Origin of the sequence: Bartonella sp. ML69XJBT, assembly GCF_028618515.1 — a bacterium.
Classification (GTDB): domain Bacteria; phylum Pseudomonadota; class Alphaproteobacteria; order Rhizobiales; family Rhizobiaceae; genus Bartonella.
In genome coordinates this window covers 37,034-57,810 of the sequence record NZ_JAQITB010000001.1, presented here as the reverse complement: position 1 = coordinate 57,810, position 20,777 = coordinate 37,034, and the positions used below count along the sequence as shown (strand labels likewise).

The window sequence follows — 20,777 nt, the reverse complement described above, 5'->3', positions numbered from 1 at the left end:
TTATCCTTTTTAGGGGTGTTTTTAGAGTATGACAGATGAAAAGCTAAAGAACCAAATGTGGGGTGGCCGGTTTATAGCAGGACCTGCTGCCATTATGGAAGAAATTAACGCCTCGATAGATTTTGATCAAAAACTTTATCAGCAAGATATTGAAGGTTCACTTGCGCATGCTGCTATGTTAGCGCAAACAAAGATTATTTCGCAATCAGATTATGAAAAAATTGTTCATGGTTTAGAATGTATTCGTCAAGAAATTGAGAATGGTACATTTGTGTTTTCACGAAAGCTGGAAGATATTCATATGAATATTGAAGCACGGCTCTGTGAATTGATTGGTTCTATTGCGGGGCGTTTGCATACGGCGCGTTCACGCAATGATCAAGTGGCTGTCGATTTTCGTTTGTGGGTGCGTGAGGCAACAGAAAAAATAGCGCAAGCTTTAAAGGGATTAATAGAGCAATTGCTTGTTCGAGCAGAACAACATGTTGATAGCTTTATGCCTGGATTTACACATTTACAATCGGCACAGCCTGTTACCTTTGGTCATTATATGATGGCTTATGTTGAAATGTTTGGTCGAGATTTATCACGGATGCGTGATGCCATCAAACGCATGAATGAATCGCCTTTAGGCGCTGTAGCTTTAGCTGGTACAAGCTTTCCTATTGATCGTTTTATGACAGCAAAAGCACTAGGCTTTCGAGAACCAACACGCAATTCGATTGATAGTGTTTCAGACCGCGATTTTGCCTTAGAATTTTTAAGCGCTGGTGCCCTTTGTGCAATGCATCTTTCGCGTTTAGCCGAAGAAATTATTTTATGGTCAAGTGAACAATTTCATTTTATTCGTTTATCGGATGCTTTTTCCACCGGATCATCCATTATGCCACAGAAAAGAAATCCTGATGCAGCGGAACTTGTGCGCGCCAAAAGTGGACGACTAAATGGTGCACTCATAGGTTTGTTAACGGTCATGAAAGGATTACCCCTTGCCTATTCAAAAGATATGCAAGAAGATAAAGAATATGTGTTTGATGGAGCCTTAAATCTCGAATTATCACTGGCAGCAATGACAGGGATTATAGGGGATTTGCACGTTAATAAAGAAGCAATGAGGCAAGCAGCGGATTTGGGTTATGCAACGGCAACAGATTTTGCTGATTGGTTGGTGCGTGAATTAGGGCACCCTTTTCGTGAAGCACATCATATTACGGGGCGTGCTGTAGCGTTAGCAGAAAAAAAACAGTGCAGCCTTAATGCCTTATCATTGAGTGAACTTCAAACCATATGTGCAGAGATTAATGAAACAGTTTTTGATGTTTTAACGGTTGAAAAATCAGTTGAAAGCCGTAAAAGTTTTGGGGGGACGGCGCCTTCAGAAGTGCTTTATCAAATTCACTATTGGAAAAAATATCTTGTTACAGCTTAAAGGATGGAATTTATAATCCAACAAAATACAATAAAAAGAAAGATCGATAGGAGAGCAAAGGGCAGATGAAAATTATTTTAAGGAATTTAACAATTGTCCTTTTGGGAGGTATTGTTGTTGTTGGATGTGGACGTAAGGGATCATTGGAGATGCCACCTCTCAATGTGGAGAAGTCTAGGCAAGGCGCATCTGTTACTAAAGATGAAGAAGATAAGCCTTTTATTCTTGATCGTTTGATAAAGTAGGAGGGAAATGTGCAGTTTTTCTCTTATCATCAAGCTATGTTATATGCTGAAGGTCTTCCGATTTCGACTCTTGCGCGGGATGTGGGGACACCGTTCTATTGTTATTCCACTAATGCATTGGTTACACGCTTTCAGGACTATAAAAAGGCATTTCAAGATATGCCTAGTTTGATTGCGTATGCAGTCAAAGCCAATTCTAATCAAGCTATTTTACGGCTTTTAGCAGCAAATGGATCGGGAGCTGATGTGGTTTCAGAAGGCGAATTACGGCGCGCGCTTGCCGTTGGTATTCCTGCTCACAACATTGTTTATTCTGGTGTTGGGAAAACAGTCAGAGAGATAGATTTTGCTCTTGCCCAAGATATTTATTGTTTTAATGTTGAATCAGAGCCAGAACTAGAACAATTGTCACGGCGTGCTGTGGCACTTGCAAAGACAGCACGGGTTTCACTGCGCATTAATCCAGATGTTGATGCAAAGACTCATAAGAAAATTACTACAGGAAAGTCTGAGAATAAATTCGGTATTCCATTGTTGTTTGCAAGAGATGCCTATAAAAAAGCTGCCTCTCTCCCTGGATTGCAGGTTTGCGGTGTCGATATGCATATTGGGAGTCAGATCTGTGATTTAAAACCTTTTGAGGAGGCATTTCTTATCATTACAGATTTTGTGCGCCAATTATGGAGTGATGGTTATACGATAACACATATCGATATTGGCGGTGGGCTTGGTATACCATACGGAAATGAACAGCATGCTATACCCTCTCCTTTTGAGTATGCAGCATTGGTGAAAAAGCATATTGCACCTTTAGGGATCAAGATTATCGTGGAACCAGGACGTAGCATTGTTGGTGAAGCGGGTGTGTTGGTGGCATCTGTTGTTTATTTGAAAAAAGGTGAAGGGCGAAATTTCGTTATTGTTGATGCGGCAATGAATGATTTTATGCGTCCAACACTTTATGATGCTTGGCAAAATGTGCTCCCTGTAAAACAAACACCAAAAGATGCATCACTCATTCGTGCGGATATTGTTGGTTCGGTTTGTGAAACCGGAGATTATTTAGCATTAAATCGTCATGTACCAATTTTAGCACCAGATGATCTTTTGGCGATTACCGGAGCAGGTGCTTATGGTGCGGTAATGGCGAGCACCTATAATAGCCGGCTTTTAATACCGGAAGTTCTTGTCCAAGATACACGTTATGCGGTTATTCGTCCACGTCTTGATTATGCGCAATTGATAGGATGTGATCATATTCCAGATTGGATTGAGCGTTGCTAAGTGCTTTTGGTCTTATTTTGACTCAATTTTGATGAAACAGTTCATTCTTTGAAAGGTATTTTCTGTGGGATTTACTGTGAGTTCCATAAAATATTTTCTTTCAATATGGTGAGAGAAGGTACATTTATCCATCTTAAAAATATCATGTCTTTTCTCTCTGATTGCAGTTTTCTTTTGCATCACCTAAGTGTAAAAGTGTAAAGTTGTACGAATATTTAGGGCAGGATTTGCTTGGTAAGCTTATAAGGTGAATCACATAAGTGGTTGGAAAGTAAAACTGACCTGAGAGAAAACAATCTGGTTACAGGTTGGTGGGGATTAAAGAATCTTCGTTTTTTAAGGCGAGGAGGAGATCAAGATCTCAATTCACCGCTGTACAAGGGGAAAAATATTTGTCTATGGAAAATGAAAACATCAAAAGTTTTGTAATCATAAAGCTTTTGTGTGTGCGCATTTTTATGTGGTTTATCCTCTTATTTGAGCGGATATGGGTACAGTTGTTGCCGTTTTTCCTCGTTCTTAGTCTTTTTTGTTCGCTTAGTTGGTTGGGTATTTTTAGCATTCTCAGTTATTGGCCCCATGTGTTCTTACTTGGGCTTATGTTTTGCTTGGCTGTGGGAAGTTTATTTTTTCTTCGACGTTTTCGTTTTCCTACAATGAGGGAAGTAAATCGGCATCTTGAACAAGTCAATGGGCTTAAAAATCAACCCATAAGCGTTCAAACAGATCATTTATGTGCTGAAAATGATGACGGTTTTCATGCAATTATTTGGCGTGAACATCAACGTCGCATGGCGAGACAATTATCCAATTTAAAAACAGGATTTATTTCTCTTAATATTGTGGCTTATGATCCTTTGGCTCTGAGAACTGTTTGTCTCCTGCTTTGTGTGTGTGCTTTTAGTTTTTCTTTTGGCTCTTTGGGGGGACGTTTGGCAGATGCATTTGATTTGCGTCCTGTCATTGATGAAACATCTATGCGGATTGATGCTTGGGTCACACCACCTGCTTATACTGGTGTGGCACCTCTTTATTTAACAAAAGATGAGAAAACACAGGTGACAATTCCTCAAGGGAGTGACCTCGTTATCCGTGTTGTTAATGGGGCTGGCATTACAGTAAAAGCAATTTCTGAAAAAGATGGGCAAGAAGTTTTGTTTGCCAAGAAAAATGAAAAGGTGGCTTTGGATAAGCCAATCATTCATTTTGAAACACATTTAGAACATTCAATAGATTTATTGGTTTCATCACGGCATAAGCAACAGAAGTGGCATTTGCAGGTGATTAAAGATCAGCTCCCAACAATTCGTTGGTTGGAAAAGCCAGGGCGAATTTTGACTGGTTCGTTAGAATTACAATATGAACTGGATGATGATTATGGAGTGACAAAGGCTTTTGTTGAAATAGAGCCTTTTTTAAAGCAGCACAAAAGTACTGTTGCTCTTTATAGGGCGCCTGAAATAAAACTACTTTTGCCACGTGGTGGAAAGGGTAAAATGCGGATGGTACAAGATGTATCAGCACATCCATGGGCTGGTGCGGAAGTTAAAATTACTTTGCTGGCAGAAGATGGGGCGGGACAACAAGGGCGGAGCAAAACTTTTGTGATGACACTCCCACAACGTGTGTTTTCGAATCCTGTTGCACGTGCGGTGATTGAACTGCGTCGTTTACTTGCTCTTGATGCTTCTATGCGGGAACGTGTCCTCGATATGCTTTCTGCGTTGTTTGTGCGTCCAAAAGATGGGCTGCAAAATTTCACACATTTTCTTGTTCTACAGAGTGCATGGACAAGGCTTTCTATGGCAGAGACAGAAGATGATTTGCGCGGTATCATTGATTATTTATGGCAAATTGCCTTGGGTATTGAAGGTAATCAGCTCGAATCTGTGCAGAAAAATTTAAAACAAGCACAGGCTGCTTTGCGTGATGCACTTCGTTATGGTGCTCCAGCAGCAGAAATTGAACGGCTTATGGCAGATTTACGCCAAGCTATGGATACCTATATTCACGCTTTGGCTGAACGTGCACAAGACAAGAATCATCCTAACAATAATAATATTCGTCGTCCAAATCTTTCAGAGGATTCATTAGAAAAAAAGCTCAATCTCATTGAAGAAATGGCAAAAACCGGTTCCTCTTTAGCAGCTGAACAGTTGTTGGCTGAAGTGGAACAGACTCTTGATCATTTGCAAGTTCAAAAAGGGGATCAAGGTGGTGAGAAGCAGCAGAACCAATCTGCTAAGATGAAAGAAAAAATGGATCAGCTTGGAGATTTAATGCGGCGTCAGCAAGAAATTCTCAATGAAACACACCAATTAGAAAAAAAACGACAAAGTGGGGAAAACATACCAGAACAGCAAAAGAAATCTTTAAAAAAACGTCAGGCTGAGTTGCAGTCTGAATTGTCTATGTTAGAAAAAGAACTCTCTGTGCAAGGGTTTGAAGCGCATGATGCATTCAAAAAGGCAGAAGAAAAAATGAATTCTGCTGGAGATGCTCTTGAGCAGGGAAACAATCAAATATCTATGCAAAATCAGTCAGATGCTTTAGAAGATTTGCGGCAAGGTGCACAAAATATTGTGAAAAAAATGCGTGAAATGCTTAAAGAGGCTGGAGATAAGCAAAATGCTGCTTCTGGCGCTAAAGATCCATTAGGACGTCCACTTTCTTCAAAAACAGATCAAGAAGGAAAAGAAGGTACGAAAATACCACAAGAAAGTGATCAAATGCGAGCACGACAGATTTTAGAAGAAATTCGCAAACGTTTGGGTAAGGAGCATATCCTAGAAGTAGAAAAAAACTATCTTGAAAGATTGCTTCATTTTAATTAATCACTTTGTTCTCTTTTAATCGATGCAAAAAGGGCGTATTAAAAGTTGAGGCACAAGGTTTAAAGATGAGGGGCATGATGAAATCGCTTATCCACTGTAATCAATAAAATGTTCTATAGGTTGTTTTGTTATTTGGGTTTGAAATATGCAACATTCAAAGCTTTTGACATTGTCGATAAAAGGCAGAAATCCATATAAATGGGGATAGGAAGGCCTGTAATGTTTAAAGTTTTTTTCTACACGGTATGTTGAGTTGGATATAGTCACACTGAGAGATTTTTATGCTTCGGCACTGGGGTTGCGCGTGCAGGCAACATTGTGTGACCAATTAAATTTCTGGTGGCCTGATATTACTGATAAACGGGTGATGGGACTGGGATATGCACTTCCTTATCTTTCTGTGTTGCGTAGGCGTGCACAACAATGTTTTGCTTTTATGCCAGCTTCTCAGGGTGCTGAACCTTGGCCTTGTGCTGAGAAAGTTGCTACAGCACTTGTTTTTGAAGAGGATTTGCCGCTGCCTGATGCTTCGGTTGATTGTGTTTTATTGGTACATGCACTGGAATATACAGAAAATTCTTTCGAAACACTCAATGAAATATGGCGTATCTTAGCGCCCAATGGGAGTTTGATTGTTATTGTTCCTAATCGTTCTGGTTTTTGGGCACGCAATACTTCCACACCGTTTGGTTACGGTGAGCCTTATAGTCGACAACAGATTGCTCGCCTGTTTGAAAGAACAAATTTTGTTTCTCAATCAGTGCAAGAAATTGTATATTATACACCTTCTTCTGGTTCTATCTCACGGCTCTTTTCGTTTTTTTATGAACCATTTGCCCGTCATCTTTTGTCTTATTTTGGTGGACTCTTGATGTGTCAGGCGCAGAAACGTGTTTATCAAGGTCTGCTTGTACAGCGTCGTCAATCGCGGCGCGTTTTTATTCCTGCATTATCACCCCAAGCCTATGAGAGTTCTTCCCATCTCATGCCCAATTCCATTTCACGAAAGTTATCATGTAAAATTTCATTGAGTATATCCTCTTTAACTGCTGCAAGGTATAAATGAGCATGAGTATAATCATGCTCTTTTCCAGTTTTTTATATTGTGATTTTTTTGCATTGAGACAGTTTATGAGTGGACATAAAGTCTAGTCTCAAATGGCTTTTATTTAGATTCATCATAAAATGATTTGTTGTGAGAGCGCTTATGCTATTTGGGCTGCCATTCAAGTTAAAAATGGTAAATTACCTTTAAAATTAAAATGTTATCATTAAATCTCAAATATATTTTGTTGCAGAGAAAAATTGGGAGAATCAAAATCATGTTTGAAGCAGTTCATGTCAAAAAGGTGTTAAAGGTTTAAACGATAGCCATTTTGGTCTGTAATAAGAATTTGTGCGTTGGAGGGGTCTTTTTCGATTTTTTGGCGCAAACGATAGATATGGGTCTCTAGGGTATGGGTGACAATATTTTCATTATAGCCCCAAATTTTTTCTAAAAGTGTTTCACGGTTTACGATTTGGTCATTAGTATGATAGAGGTATTTAAGAATAGCTGCTTCTTTTTCTGTAAGACGAATTTCATTGTTGTGTTGATCAATGAGGAGTTTTTGTCCTGGTTTAAAAATATAAGGGCCAATGCGAAAAGTTGTATCGTCACTTTGCTGATATTGGCGCAATTGGGCGCGAATTCGTGCCAATAACACGGCAAAACGGAAAGGTTTTTTTACATAATCATTAGCGCCTGTTTCAAGATCTAACAGGGTATCGCAGTCTGTATCATGATTTGTAATCATGATAATGGGAGCGCGAAATCCTTGGATGCGTAATTTTTTGACTGCTTTACGGCCATCAAGATCAGATAGCTCAAGTCCCAAAATAGCAAGATCAATATTTCTCTCTTGGGTTATTGTTATTCCTGCTTCAGCTGTTTTTGCTTGAAAGACTACAAATTCCTTATGCATTTGCAATTGTTCTACCAAAATAGGGCGCAGATCATTATCTTCTTCAACAATTAAGAGGGTATAGCGATTCATTTTTGTTCCTTATAAGATATGTTGATGCACCAATTGATGGAGAGCAGTTTCATGAAAAATGAGATTGCATGCAAGGAAAATTGAAAAAGAAAGCCTCTAAAAAAAGAACTTTTATTGTCTCTCTGGTCGTTTTCTGACAAGTAGGTCATTGTGCGCGAGGTGTATTGTGCGTTGATCAAAATCATTTTTTTGTGCTCTGGGGTGGGTTAGTATTTCTGCTTTTAAGCATGAAGGAGGTAGGGCAACACTTTAGCACATATGCCTTGTTTGAGTGGATTTTGTGGCAAGTCTTATGGTTTTTTATTACGCTGTGTTTTGCCTTTTCACTGTCTTGGCAAGATGGTTGGTGTGATGCGAGTAGTGATGATGATTATAATCGTTTGATACATTTTCCTTATGGTAATAGTGCTGAAAAAATTTATCGTGAGAGGGTTTTATGAGATTGTCTTGGTTTTGGATTGGAATATTGGAGAATGAAAAATGGCAGGAGGAAGTGCTATATTTATGCATTGAGCATAAGAAAATTATGCATCTACAGAAGGATGTATTGCACTTGCACGGTGATTATGGAACGTCTCTTGCCCCATAGGAATCAGTGGTCAGAGATTATTGTGTTAAGATGAGAGCATTTCTTTATTTAAGGTTGCCCATAAAACAAACTTCTTTCCATTCATCTTCTGTTACGGGTTGTACTGATAAGCGACTAGCTTTGACTAGCACCATATTTTTCAGTTTAGGGTTTGCTTTAATCTGTTTTAATGAAACAGGTGTTGGCATATCACAAACGGCACGGATATCGACACATTCCCAGCGTGGATCAGAAGTCGTAGAATCAGGGTGTGCTTCTGCACATACTTCTACAATACCTACAATTTCTAGCCCTTTATTGGAATGATAAAAAAAGCCTTTATCGCCATATTTCATGGCACGCATATTGTTACGAGCTTGATAATTGCGGACACCGTCCCATTGTTCACCATCCGCGCCTTTTTGCTTCTGCATGTCCCATGACCATTTATGAGGTTCAGATTTAAAAAGCCAATAAGCCATGCGTTCTCCTTTTTATGGATTGTGAATATTTTAGGCATCATACGTATTTTATATGCACTTAAGTATAGCACTGCTAAGTACGATCATTTCATTTAAAATGAAGTAAAGAATGCAGATTATCAATTTATTTCTTCATTTTGGAGAGAGAATAAAATTGTTTTATCATCATGCGTTATCTTTTTATTCTGTTTCATTAAAATGCGTGAAACTATCTTGTCTTTTACTTAATTGTTAGAAGAAAAAAATATGCATGTGGATCAAAACATAAGCCTAAAGTAAGCCATTAAGCCCAAGTGCAGTTATTTTTTAATGTCAAAAATAATCTATGATTGGGTTGCTTTGAAAAGTTGTGTAGGAAAATTGTGTCTTAGAAGTTTCAAGATAAGAAAAGTTATAATAATGAGATGAAATATTCAATAACAGTCATTCATATTGTGCTTTGTGGAGAACATAAAAATTCATTTTGTTAGGCTTTTGTTCCACGGCGTCCCATCCCGATTAAGGGAGTAGATTTTTCATCCAATGGCCAGCGTGAGCGCGGGGCAAGATCAAGGGGGCTTGTTTCTCCTCTAGCAAGCTTTTGTGCACCAGCAAAAGCAATCATTGCAGCGTTATCGGTACATAAGGAAAGAGGGGGCGCTATAAATTCAAAACCATGTTGATGTGCAAGTTTTTGCAATGTTGATCGAATGGCTTGGTTGGCGGCAACACCACCTGCGACAACTAAAGCAGGAGGACGTTGTCCTTTACCATGAGAGAGAGGATATTGTTGGATAAAGTGTTGTAGAGCCAAATGAACGCGATCATGCACTGTATCGGTAACTGCTGCTTGAAAACTTGCGGCAATGTCTGCAACATCGCTTTCTGTAAGAGGCGCCATGGCTGTTGCTGCTTGCCGAACAGCGGTTTTAAGACCTGAAAAAGAGAAATCTAATCTTTTTTCACCTTTTAAAGGTCGTGGAAGAGGGATACGATTTTTGTCTCCTAATAAAGCAGCTTTTTCAAGTGCTGGACCACCAGGATAAGGAAGGCCTAAAAGTTTTGCTGTTTTATCAAAAGCTTCTCCCAAGGCATCGTCAATGGTGGTTCCTAAACGCTGGTAGTTGCCTACTCCGTGAACAAGGATTGTTTGTGTATGACCACCTGAGACCAACAGCAATAAATAAGGAAAATGGACATTATGCGTTAACACGGCTGTCAAGGCATGCCCTTCTAAATGATTGACGGCAATAAAAGGCTTTCCCGTGGCAAGAGAGAGTGCTTTTGCGCTCATAACACCTACCAATAGTCCTCCTATGAGACCTGGACCACTGGTGGCTGCAATGGCATCAATATCGTTCAATTTTGCGTTTGCGTCTGTTAGTGCTTTTAGAATTAAACTATCGAGAATTTCAACATGGGCACGGGCGGCAATTTCAGGAACAACACCGCCATAGGGTGCATGATGATCAATTTGGCTCCAAACAATATTAGAAAGAATTCTACTGTTACCTTCATTGTTGTATTCAACAACAGCAGCAGCAGTTTCATCGCAACTCGTTTCTATTCCTAACAGGCGCATTTTAAACAAAACCTTCTGTTAAAGACTCTTTTTTTGTGGGTATCACGGACAGGAAAAGATGCAAAGAACTTCTCATGAAATTATTTTCTCTCTAAAAATGCGTTTAAATGCATTCTCTTTAAATATAATGGCTTTGTTAACTCAAAATGAAGCTTTTTTTTCAGTATAAAATAATGATATGTTCCCCAAATATTGTTCATTAAACTTTATAAGATTAACTGTTGTCCATAAAAATACAGTGTTAAAAATTTCGGTGAAGTTATACTTTTTAGTAAAAATGGTTTGAAATAAACAATGCTCTTTGAGAAATTCTTCGTTTTTTAAAGCTTTTTTCATTTTGTTATTTTATCATGAGAGAAGAGTGTGCACAAAAAGTGATTAAGATGGTAGATTCTTCAAAACCAAAAGCTAAACCACATTATACTGGTACGCGCCGTAAAACGCCAGTGATTGAACATGAAACTGTGGCTCATAATTCAGAACAAATAACACAAAATCCAGCAGAATTGGATACTATGGAGAAACAAAGTGAAAAGCATGAGCAGAAGCACTGCATGTCTTATATGACTTGGCTTTATTTGCTTATTTCAGGAATTTTGGGTGGTCTCATCGCTTTGGGTGTTTTGATCGGTCTTCAGTGGACAGGCGTGCTTCCTTCTTCTGTTATGGAAAAAAATACTGAGGGAGAAAAAATTTTACAAATTGCTGAAAGTGCAAAAAATCAAGGTGAGGAAACACGCAAGCAATTAGGGCATGTTCTCCAAGAAATTGATACATTGAAAGCAGAATTTGCTGCTTTTTCATCACAACATATAGAAACAATTCAAAGTGATGGAGCATCACAAGAAAACAAAAAAGCTTTTACTGCTTTAGAGCAAAAAGTAAATAATCTTGAAAAATCTGTGCAAGCTTTTGTGGAAGGCTCAAAAGAAACAAAAGCGGCTTTTTCCGTTGGACAAAGCAATGCAAGTGCTCTTGCTACCTTAAAACAACGGTTAGAAACTATGCAAGAAGAGATTGCTGCTACCAAGAGTGAGAAAAACGAAATCAATACGGCACTCTTTACTGCCATCAGTTCCCTAAAAAATGCTGTAGAGCGTGGTGGATCTTATAGTGATGAATTAAAACTGTTACAACAATTATCGCCTTCGATTGATGGACTGGATTTGTTGCAAAAGACAGCGGCTGTAGGTCTTCCAAGTTCAGCTCAACTTTCAAGTGATTTTGCTCGTATTGCAGATAGCATCGTTGCTACACAAAAGAGTGTTGCATCAGATGCTGGTTTTTTTGAACGGATTTTAGCATGGATAAAGGGTCTTATTGTTTCGCGTCCGGTTGGAAATATTGAAGGTATGACAGTGGGAGCAATTGCGGCGCGGATGGAAGTTGCCATTCAAAGGGGTGATTACGAAAAGGCTTTAAGCGAATGGCAAACATTACCTCAAAATGCAAAAGATGTTTCGCTGGATTTTGTGCAGAAGCTTGAAACACATATTGCTGTTCATCAGTTGCTTCAGAAATTGTTGATATCTGTGCAACAAGGATCTTTTAAGGCAACTAAGATGTAAATAGGCTCCAGATGATACGTGTTTTTGTTTATAGTTTTGTTGTATGTGCGCTCGGTCTCGTGTTCGGGTGGGTTGCTAATCACAATGGTGTTGTGGTCCTCACATTTTTGCATTTTCGCTTCTCTGCTTCATTGCTTACAGTGCTAAGCATGCTTATTTTGTTTTTTGGAATTTTAGCACTTTTATGGTGGTTTCTTTCTGTCCTTTTTTCTGTCCCCCATGCTGTTTCCAATTACTTCTATAAACGCCATAAAAAGCGCGGTTATGAAGCTCTTTCACAAGGGATTTTGGCAGTTTTTTCAGGCGATGGGGTGTTAGCGCAACAAATGGAGGCTCGTGTTGACAAATATCTTGCCAGTAAAGATGAGCCGTTGGTAAAACTTTTACAAGCACAAACCTTGTCGCTGCAAAATAATTCTGCCGACGCCATTCCTCTCTATGAGGAAATGAGAAAAGAAACATCAACAAAATTGGCAGGGCTTTATGGTTTGTTTCGCGAAGCCATAAAGAATAAAGCTTATGAAGCAGCACAACAATATGCACAAGAGGCGCTGGCTTTATCACCAGCACTTTTATGGGCACATCAAACTGTGCTTGATCAACTTAGCACAAGTGGACAATGGGACAAAGCTCTTGCTGTTTTTGAACGCGCGCAAAAAGCTTTACCGCGTGCAATCCGTTTGACTACTGAGCGTCAACATATACAGGCTTTGTTACTTTGTGGGCAGGCTCTTCATCTGTTTGAAACATATCCAGTACAAGCACGTACGGCTATTTTGAAAGCACATAAATTGGAACCTGATTTTGTTCCCATAACGGTTATTGCTGCTGATATTCTTTATAAGCTCAATGAAACGCGTAAAGCCGATAAGATGATTATAACGGCTTGGCAGAAAGAGCCGCATCCTGATTTGAGTGCGCTTTATCTTGAAAGAGAAGAAGGAGCCGTTGGACGATTAAAAAAGGCTAAGACACTTGCTTCTTATCATAAAGACACATTTGAAGCGGCTTTTCTTATTGCTAAAGCTGCTTTGGATGCTGGTGAGACGGTATTGGCAAGGCAACAGGCACAAAAAGCGCTCCAGTATCATCAGCGGGAAAGTGTGTATTTATTGTTAGCAGATATTGAAGAAGCACAGGGGAATAATCAAGCAGCAGTGCGTCAATGGCTTTCTTTAGCACTTCGTGCTGAACGTGATCCGGTGTGGATGTGTGATGGTACCATTTTTACCTCTTGGTCAGTGGTTTCTCCCATAACTGGGCGTTTGGGCTGTTTTGAATGGAAAGCACCTCCCCGTATGTCTCCCTTCACATTAGAGGCTGCCAATATTATGCCTAAAAAACAAGATAAAGGAGATATTGTGGGAGAAGGTCTTGGTGTTGAAGAAAAGACGCTTGAAAAATTACCTGCGCGAGAGGATTCTTTGTTGCATAATGTACAGGTAGAGAAACAAGATATAAAAGAGCAAGATGTCAAAACATTTAATCAAATCCATTTAAATGTTGATGATCCAGGGGTAAAAACAGAAGAAGAGGAGACATCTTTATCAAAAAAGAAATTTCGTTTATTTTAAAAAGTAGAATTATAGTGAATATTGTTCGCTAAAATTATTCTCTTGTGTTTAAAAAGTGAAATTTTACTTGGTTTGCAAAAGTGATTGGTTAAAAAATGTTTTTAAGTCAAAGGTGTGTTGGTAAGAAGCAAGGAAAGAGCAAACCAAGGATCGCAGTCGTTATTCATCGTCGGTCTACATATACGGGTCGTTTGGGAAAATTTTTGCAACAAAGTGGTTTTGTTCTTGATGTGTATCGTCCTATTTTAGGACAGAAACTCCCCGATACATTGCAGTATTATGCTGGTGTCGTCATTTTAGGGGGACCGATGAGTGTGAATGACAGGGATGCTTATATTAGTGAGGAAATTGATTGGATTTCTTTATCATTAAAAGAGAATAAGCCTTTTTTAGGTATTTGTCTTGGCGCACAAATGTTAGCGCGAAATCTGGGGGGCTGTGTTCGTACAAGACGTGATGGGATCGTTGAAGTGGGATGGTATCCACTGGAAGCAACCTTGCAAGGAAAAGCAGTGATGAATTGGCCGGAAATGGTTTATCATTTTCATGATGAAGGTATTTATGATTTACCTAAAGAGGTAGAGCTTTTGGCAACAGGTTATACATATCCTACACAAGCTTTCCGTTATGGAGAAAATGCATGGGGTCTACAATTTCATGCTGAATTTACACGTGCAATGATGCGGCGTTTGGTTGTGCGTTCGGCACACAAATTAACGGAAAAAGGGGCTCAACCTGCTGCTGTGCATTTGCAAGGTCGTTTAATCTATGATCAGGCTTTGAGCAAATGGTTTGAAAATGCATTGCACAAAATCTTTGTATATCCATCATACATGCGTGAGAGTTAAGAAGTTTTTATCGTTATAAAATAAGGAAAATTTTTATTTTGTCTATGTTTTCTCCATTGAAATCAATACGGAAAAGTTGTTCTTTAAGATATTTTTTTTGTGGGCTATGCTGTTTTGTGTTGATATTCACTTATAGCTTACTCTGGTTTTTTTTTCACGTAAAATAGAGGACTATGTAGCCTATCTCTTCGAAAGGGCTTCTGCCCATGATATGACGGTTGTGTGCGAGCATCTCAGCAAGAGTGGTTATCCGTTACGTATTGGTGTTACTTGTGATCAATTTCAGTTTGCTTGGCCTTTGCACGGGCTTTCCTTATCAACGGGGGATTTTACGGTTGGTGCACCAGTTTATGCACCCCATTGGGTTGAATTTAATGTTCATTCTCCTGCATTTATTGTTTTTGCTGGAAAGACTCCATTTGTGTCAAAGTGGCGCAATTTGGTCATTGAAACAGAACCTTATTGGAAAACGGGTAAGACATTTAAACTGATGGCTGAAGGGCTTGAAATTTCTACTATTTCTTCATCTCTTGATGATCAGAAAGTTCAAGAAAAATTGGAATCACAGCCGGAAAACAAGAAAGTAATGCAGGAAAATGTTGGTGATCAAGCATTTTTAAAAGATTCGCTAGATGTGATTGTGCCTGTCTTAGATCAAGAAAATGTGTCTCCAAAAATAACGACAGAATTTTTACGACTTGATCTGAAAGACGAGAAAAATCATTTATCGGGGCATCTTACTTTTGATGATTTTGATCCTTCCGTGTTTTTTGCCTCTTACTTGGTGGATGTTCCCAAAATTGATGGCAATTTAAAATGGATATTCAATGATGTACCTCATGTGTTTGAAAATGGAGGAGGCAATTGGAAACAGCGCTTGTATGGGAAAAGTGGACTTTTAAAGCGGGGCGAATTGGTTTTTCATACAGGTGGTATATTACGTGTCAGTGGGCCTTTTTCTTTTGATGATGAAGGATATTTAACAGCAAAATTTGATCTTGTCTTGGTGAAGCATATGGAACTCCTTACTACTATGCAGCGCTTATTTCCTGAGCAAGCTAACAATCTACAAGCTTTATTTTTTGTTTTGGGCGCTATGCCTAAAAGTGCAGATGGCTATCCGATTATTTCTTTGCGTGTTAGTCATGGATGGGTAAAATTAGGTTTTTTAAAACTTGGGCGTCTTACACCGCTTTGAGTCTGAAAGCTGTTTTTTAAATCGTACTTTCAACTCTGCTTCAGAGATAAAAGAGTGCTTCTTTGTTTGGGGAGCTATGTCTGAAAATGCGGATAGCACTCCTCTTATTCTCTTGCGGGTTTGTCATGGATGGCAAAATGAGGTTTTTCAAACTTTGCCATCTTACGCTACTTTAAGTCTGAAAGCCCGTGTTTTGAAGTTGTGCAATCAATCCTGCTGCAAAAGTAAAACGAGAAATGTTGAGATCATTTTCAATAAGTGCACTAATACGGTTTGTTACATTGTGAATGTGATCTTCTGCTCTTTTATTCCAAGTGGCAAAAGGGTCGTCTTTTACTCCATAATTGTTCAGAATTTTCATAACAATTTTCCGTAAGCTTTCGGCAATATTTTCTTTGGCTTGGCTTAAGGCCATACTATCATAATAATCAAGTACAGGAATTGTTTGACTTGCTTCATTAATGCGGTTGATACGAATGATTTGTGCAAGTGAAAAATAAATCTCTGCAGTTTTAATAAGATCACTGTTGCTTTGTTTGGCAATTAAAGAAATGTCACAAATGATAGGAGCAGCTTCCAAGAGAGCCAATTGTTTTGATAAAGCTTTTGGTGCTCCTTCTTCACTATAATGGAGCGTTTTTTCTTTCATTTTTTTGTTGATATCTTTATCATTCGAATGCGTAAGTTGTTTTTCAATAACAGCACGCGCTTGCTTTATTGTTTGTACAAGTTCTTCTAATGGAGTCGAGAGATCCATATTGTACAATCCCCAGTTTGTTGTCTCAAAGAGCATTGAAGTAATCGCTGCGTAGAATTTATTTTGAACAACACCGGGTATTTTATTATCAAGCTTGTCAATTTGATTAGACAGTTGTGGTATTTCAAAACCATCACACAGTGTGATGAAAACGCGAATAATATTTTCAACCTTTTGTTCTGTTGCATCTTGTAGTCTACTTACAAAAGTAGGTCCTCCACGATTCACAATATCATTGGCAAGCAGCGTTGCAATGATATTACGACGCAACTGATGATTAATGATTTCTTTTGCAAAGTTTTCCTGAATTTGAGTTGGGAAATAGTGCAACAAGATTGTATCAAAATAACGATCATCAATAATGGGGCTATGGGCGATCTCTTCTTTTAGGGTTAATTTAGCGTATGCCAAAAGAACAGCAAGTTCTGGACGGATAAGTCCTTGACCTTGTGTTATTCTTTGCCGCAAAACTTGTTCATCAGGGAGGATTTCCACTCTACGATCTAGAAGCTTTTTTTCTTCTAAATCATGCATAAAGCGGATTTGATGAGGTAAATCTACAATACTTTGGTTTTCAGCTAAAGAAAGAGCAAGAGGTTGCAAATAATTGTTGCGCAAGACTAATTGCTCGATTTGTGGAGTCATTTTTTTCAAGAGCTCATTGCGGGCTTCGCGGGTAAGGGTTTTTGCACGAAGGGCTGATGCCAGAACAATCTTGATATTGACCTCGACATCTGAACAATTAACACCTGCGGAGTTATCAATGGCATCCGTATTGCATCGCCCGCCATTTAAGACATATTCAATTCGACCACGTTGTGTAACGCCAAGATTAGCTCCCTCACCAATCACTTTTGCACGAACTTGTTCACCGGTAATGCGTAGTCCATCATTAGCACGATCTCCTACTTGTGCATCGGTTTCTGTCGTCGCGCGGATATAAGTGCCAATGCCACCAAACCATAAAAGATCAACGGGTGCTTTAAGAAGTGCAGAAATGATTTCAAAAGGCGTTCCTGTTTGTTTTTCAAAACCAATAGCTTGTGCTGCTTCAGGTGAAAGCGTAATGGTTTTCATGGTACGTGAGAAAATGCCACCGCCCTTTGATAATTTGGTTTGGTCGTAATCTTGCCAACTGGAACGAGGAAGTTGAAAGAGGCGCATACGTTCCGCATAGCTTTCAGCTATGTTTGGATCTGGGTCGATAAAGATATCGCGGTGATCAAAAGCGGCAATAAGCCTTGTTTGTTGAGAAAGCAGCATGCCATTGCCAAAAACATCGCCAGACATGTCACCAACCCCAATACAGGTGAAAGGTGTTGTTTGAATATCGTGGTTAAAGGATTCTCGAAAATGTCTTTTGACTGCTTCCCATGCTCCTTTGGCGGTGATCCCAATTTCTTTGTGATCGTAGCCTGCTGAACCTCCTGAGGCAAAAGCATCATCAAGCCAGAAGTGGTTTTCTTGGCTGAGTGCGTTTGCTGTATCAGAAAAGGTTGCTGTACCTTTATCTGCTGCGACAACAAAATAAGGGTCATGTCCATCATGGCAAATGATGTCGTGAGGAGGAGCTATTTTATCGTTTACCAGATTGTCGGTGATGGAAAGCAAAGCCGTGATAAAGTCAATATAAGCTTGTCGTGCAGCTTCGATGATGAGAGCACGATCATTTGTTTGGGGAAGGCGGTGAGGATAAAAGCCACCTTTGGCACCAACGGGAACAATAACGGCATTTTTTACCTGTTGAGCTTTGACTAAGCTAAGGATTTCAGTGCGGTAATCGAGTGCACGGTCTGACCAACGAATTCCACCTCGAGCAATAGGACCAAAGCGTAAATGAACCCCTTCAACTTCTGGTCCATAAACAAAAATTTCGCGATAAGGGCGCGGTTCAGGCAATCCTTCAATTTGGCGTGGATCTAACTTGGTGGCTAAAATACGTCGTGGATTTCCATTTTTAAGAGGCGTAAAGGCATTGGTTCGTAAACTCGCATCGATAAGATTACGATAACGGCGTAAGATAAGATCATCATCTAGACCCGATACGTTCTGTAATTTTTCTTCAATACGCTTTTGAATAGCCTGTTGGTTCTCTTTGCGTTCTTTTTCTGTATGGCTTTGATGAAATTTCAAATGGAAGAGTGCATAAAGATCTTGGGTAATGTCAGGATAGGCGTTTAAAGTTTGAGCAACACGGTCTTGTGAATAAGGAATGCCAGCTTGTTGGAGATAGCGTCCATAATGGCGTAAAATAACAATTTCGCGCCAAGAAAGATCAGCTGTTTGGGTTAGGGTATTAAAGGCATCATTATCAGCATCTTGAGCCCAAATGGCTTCAAATGTTTCGGCGTGCTTTTGACCGTTTTTGTCGAAATCAATACACAGTTGAAAGGCGCTTTCTAGTTGCATATCATGAAGATATACAGAGTGTCCATTGCCATCTGGTAATTCAAGTGTTTGTTCAGCAATAACCCGAAACCCCATATTTTCAAGAAGGGGTACGCGCTTGGAAAGGGCTAACGCTTTATGGCAGTGAAAGAGCCGGAGAGAAATGTTTCGTTTTCCCTTATTGCCTGCATGATAAAAAGTAACAAAAAGTGGTTTTTTTTCATGAAGACTTAGAATATGTCCGGCATCTTCAATAGCATCTTCAGCTGAAAAGAGGTCACGATAGCTATTAGGAAATTGGCAGGCTAAACGTGTTTGTTGCTCTGTCGTTTTGCGGGTAAGGGCTATCGTTTGAACAGATTCTTCCCAACTGTGTGCGATAGAACGTACATGTTGTTCAAGGGCTGTGCGTTCGATAAGAGGAGCATTTTCACGGACCTGGCGGTGGATGACATAATAGACACGTGTCAGTGTGCTTTCCAAAAATAGAGGATAGGATTCAAAAAAATCACCTTTGTAAAGTTCAACAAAATGTTCGCCAATTTTTTCACGAACATTGCTGCTATATTGGTCACGCGGTACATAGACAAGTATAGAGACAAAGCGTCCAAAGGGATCGCTATGGGCAAGCACCCGCAAACGTGGGCGTTCGTCTAGTTGCATGATAAGTTTGGCATTTTCCGTTAGTGTATCAATATCGGAGCGAAACATTTCATCTCTTGGATAGGTTTCTAAAACACTGATAAGTGCTTTTCCTGAATAGTCGGCACGGTTATGTCCAAGACGTTGAATAATCGTTTTGGCTTTTTCTTTTAAGAAAGGGATTTGCAAAATAGAGCGTGTATAAGCGGAGGAGGTAAACAACCCCACAATGCGCAATTCTCCACACAGTTTATTGTTTTCATCAAAGATTTTAAGACCAATATAATCAAGCCAAACAAAACGGTGAATTTTTGAGCGACTATTGGCTTTTGTGACAATAAATAGGTTATCACTTTCCATAAAGGAGAGGATTTCTTGAGGAGGCTCTTCCACACGTGCATCGCCAATAATACGAATAGAAGCATCGGTGAGAATGCCCAATTCAATGCCTCTGGCTGTAAAGGATTTTGTGGGTTCTTGGTCTTTGATAAAGTTATAAGTGCGCATGCCAAGAAAGATGAAATTATCGTCCATTAACCAATTGAGAAATTCAATGGCTTTTTCACCTTCTTGTGTGTAGTATGATGGGAGACTTGTTTGATAGGCATGGATATGCTTCCTTACTTCTTCAAGCATAGGTTGCCAGTCTTGCACGGCTGCATTGACTTGTTCAAGAACTAAGGCCAGTTCATCTTTAAGCTTTTGTACTTGTTGATCATTTAAAGACTCAATATGGATTTGCATCAAGCTGATGCGTTGCCCAGAGGCACAATCAAGAACGGGGTGTGCAATCAAATAAATGTGATTTTTATGTTGATTAAAGACATTTAAAATAGAATCAAGAAGGAAGGGCTTATTATCGTTGACGAGGGTGATAACCGTTATAGGTTTGCTGTTACGAGTCAAATTTCGTTCAAAGCAGATAATTGTTTTTCCTGTCTTGTGAAGATTAAAAGCCGCAATAGCTGTAGCTGTGGCTTTTTGGAGTTCTTCGTTTTGGTAACAAATAATATCTTCTTTATCGGTATGAGCAAAAAGGATTTGTTCTATTTTATTTTGATTACTTTTTGTCTCTGATGTTTGTTGTTTTAACACAATGAATTTCCCTTTTTTTGCTCTTGATGTTCTTTATCTTCTTTTTAAGAACAGATCTGTATAATATTCTTTTTAGTGTAGCATCTTCTTGTTTTAGGGAATAGTTATTTATTGGAGAGGATAAACTTGTTTTGTCACTTTAATTAATAATCTGTTATTTAAAAAATATCTTGCGTTGATAAAATGGCTTTTTTAGTATTTTTGTATGTTATTGCATCTTAATAGTTTGCTCTTAAAAAATATACAAAGTGAATGAAAGTAAAGAGAG

The 20,777-nt window shown here is 39.1% G+C and carries 14 protein-coding genes; 10 read left to right on the top strand and 4 right to left on the bottom strand.

The window, feature by feature from the left end; genetic code table 11:
- Positions 1 to 28: 28 nt before the first annotated feature.
- The 5 genes from argH to PVV68_RS00240 all read left to right on the top strand — a co-directional run bounded on the left by argH (position 29) and on the right by PVV68_RS00240 (position 6,858).
- Positions 29 to 1,429: an argininosuccinate lyase gene (argH, locus tag PVV68_RS00260; RefSeq protein WP_273719712.1), complete on the top strand. Its 1,401-nt coding sequence runs from the start codon at positions 29 to 31 to the stop codon at positions 1,427 to 1,429.
- 65 nt (positions 1,430 to 1,494) lie between these two features.
- Positions 1,495 to 1,674 (top strand): LPS translocon maturation chaperone LptM, encoded by a 180-nt coding sequence (locus PVV68_RS00255; protein WP_273719713.1) that lies wholly within the window; start codon positions 1,495 to 1,497, stop codon positions 1,672 to 1,674.
- A 9-nt stretch (positions 1,675 to 1,683) separates the two neighbouring features.
- Positions 1,684 to 2,958 carry a diaminopimelate decarboxylase gene (gene lysA, locus PVV68_RS00250; RefSeq protein WP_273782557.1) on the top strand — a complete coding sequence of 425 codons (1,275 nt, stop codon included), beginning with the start codon at positions 1,684 to 1,686 and terminating at the stop codon, positions 2,956 to 2,958.
- 398 nt (positions 2,959 to 3,356) lie between these two features.
- Positions 3,357 to 5,792 carry a TIGR02302 family protein gene (locus PVV68_RS00245; protein WP_273719715.1) on the top strand — a complete coding sequence of 812 codons (2,436 nt, stop codon included), beginning with the start codon at positions 3,357 to 3,359 and terminating at the stop codon, positions 5,790 to 5,792.
- 253 nt (positions 5,793 to 6,045) lie between these two features.
- Complete coding sequence (locus PVV68_RS00240) at positions 6,046 to 6,858, top strand: class I SAM-dependent methyltransferase (protein WP_273719716.1); 813 nt, start codon at positions 6,046 to 6,048, stop codon at positions 6,856 to 6,858.
- Between the two features lie 286 nt (positions 6,859 to 7,144).
- On the opposite strand, the gene PVV68_RS00235 is transcribed toward PVV68_RS00240, so the two are convergent.
- A complete protein-coding gene (locus PVV68_RS00235) occupies positions 7,145 to 7,828 on the bottom strand; it encodes a response regulator transcription factor (RefSeq protein ID WP_273719717.1) in 684 nt (227 codons plus the stop codon).
- Positions 7,829 to 8,091: 263 nt separating this feature from the next.
- Here PVV68_RS00235 and PVV68_RS00230 point away from each other — a divergent pair, with 263 nt between their 5' ends.
- Complete coding sequence (locus PVV68_RS00230) at positions 8,092 to 8,268, top strand: hypothetical protein (protein WP_273719718.1); 177 nt, start codon at positions 8,092 to 8,094, stop codon at positions 8,266 to 8,268.
- 193 nt (positions 8,269 to 8,461) lie between these two features.
- On the opposite strand, the gene PVV68_RS00225 is transcribed toward PVV68_RS00230, so the two are convergent.
- Positions 8,462 to 8,878 carry an EVE domain-containing protein gene (locus tag PVV68_RS00225; protein WP_273719719.1) on the bottom strand — a complete coding sequence of 139 codons (417 nt, stop codon included), beginning with the start codon at positions 8,876 to 8,878 and terminating at the stop codon, positions 8,462 to 8,464.
- A 466-nt stretch (positions 8,879 to 9,344) separates the two neighbouring features.
- Positions 9,345 to 10,439: a tRNA (adenosine(37)-N6)-threonylcarbamoyltransferase complex transferase subunit TsaD gene (gene tsaD, locus PVV68_RS00220; RefSeq protein WP_273719720.1), complete on the bottom strand. Its 1,095-nt coding sequence runs from the start codon at positions 10,437 to 10,439 to the stop codon at positions 9,345 to 9,347.
- Between the two features lie 383 nt (positions 10,440 to 10,822).
- Between tsaD and PVV68_RS00215 the strand changes: the two genes are divergently transcribed.
- The 4 genes from PVV68_RS00215 to PVV68_RS00200 all read left to right on the top strand — a co-directional run bounded on the left by PVV68_RS00215 (position 10,823) and on the right by PVV68_RS00200 (position 15,627).
- Entirely contained in the window at positions 10,823 to 12,007 is a 1,185-nt protein-coding gene (locus PVV68_RS00215) for a COG4223 family protein (RefSeq protein ID WP_273719721.1), read from the top strand.
- An 11-nt stretch (positions 12,008 to 12,018) separates the two neighbouring features.
- Positions 12,019 to 13,581 carry a heme biosynthesis protein HemY gene (locus PVV68_RS00210; RefSeq protein ID WP_273719722.1) on the top strand — a complete coding sequence of 521 codons (1,563 nt, stop codon included), beginning with the start codon at positions 12,019 to 12,021 and terminating at the stop codon, positions 13,579 to 13,581.
- Between the two features lie 95 nt (positions 13,582 to 13,676).
- A complete protein-coding gene (locus PVV68_RS00205) occupies positions 13,677 to 14,429 on the top strand; it encodes a glutamine amidotransferase (RefSeq protein ID WP_273719723.1) in 753 nt (250 codons plus the stop codon).
- Between the two features lie 142 nt (positions 14,430 to 14,571).
- Complete coding sequence (locus PVV68_RS00200; protein WP_273719766.1) at positions 14,572 to 15,627, top strand: DUF2125 domain-containing protein; 1,056 nt, start codon at positions 14,572 to 14,574, stop codon at positions 15,625 to 15,627.
- 172 nt (positions 15,628 to 15,799) lie between these two features.
- Here the strand turns inward: PVV68_RS00200 and PVV68_RS00195 are convergent, their stop codons facing one another.
- The gene (locus PVV68_RS00195; RefSeq protein ID WP_273782556.1) at positions 15,800 to 20,509 is read right to left on the bottom strand and encodes an NAD-glutamate dehydrogenase; all 4,710 of its coding nucleotides are present in this window, start codon (positions 20,507 to 20,509) and stop codon (positions 15,800 to 15,802) included.
- Between the last annotated feature and the right edge of the window lie 268 nt (positions 20,510 to 20,777).

Coding starts and splice junctions, on each gene's coding strand:
- PVV68_RS00245 (WP_273719715.1), top strand. CDS start 3,357: ATGGAAAATGAAAACATCAAAAGTTTTGTAATCATAAAGCTTTTGTGT.
- PVV68_RS00225 (WP_273719719.1), bottom strand. CDS start 8,878: ATGGCTTATTGGCTTTTTAAATCTGAACCTCATAAATGGTCATGGGAC.
- PVV68_RS00235 (WP_273719717.1), bottom strand. CDS start 7,828: ATGAATCGCTATACCCTCTTAATTGTTGAAGAAGATAATGATCTGCGC.
- PVV68_RS00210 (WP_273719722.1), top strand. CDS start 12,019: ATGATACGTGTTTTTGTTTATAGTTTTGTTGTATGTGCGCTCGGTCTC.
- argH (WP_273719712.1), top strand. CDS start 29: ATGACAGATGAAAAGCTAAAGAACCAAATGTGGGGTGGCCGGTTTATA.
- tsaD (WP_273719720.1), bottom strand. CDS start 10,439: ATGCGCCTGTTAGGAATAGAAACGAGTTGCGATGAAACTGCTGCTGCT.
- PVV68_RS00205 (WP_273719723.1), top strand. CDS start 13,677: ATGTTTTTAAGTCAAAGGTGTGTTGGTAAGAAGCAAGGAAAGAGCAAA.
- PVV68_RS00255 (WP_273719713.1), top strand. CDS start 1,495: ATGAAAATTATTTTAAGGAATTTAACAATTGTCCTTTTGGGAGGTATT.
- PVV68_RS00215 (WP_273719721.1), top strand. CDS start 10,823: ATGGTAGATTCTTCAAAACCAAAAGCTAAACCACATTATACTGGTACG.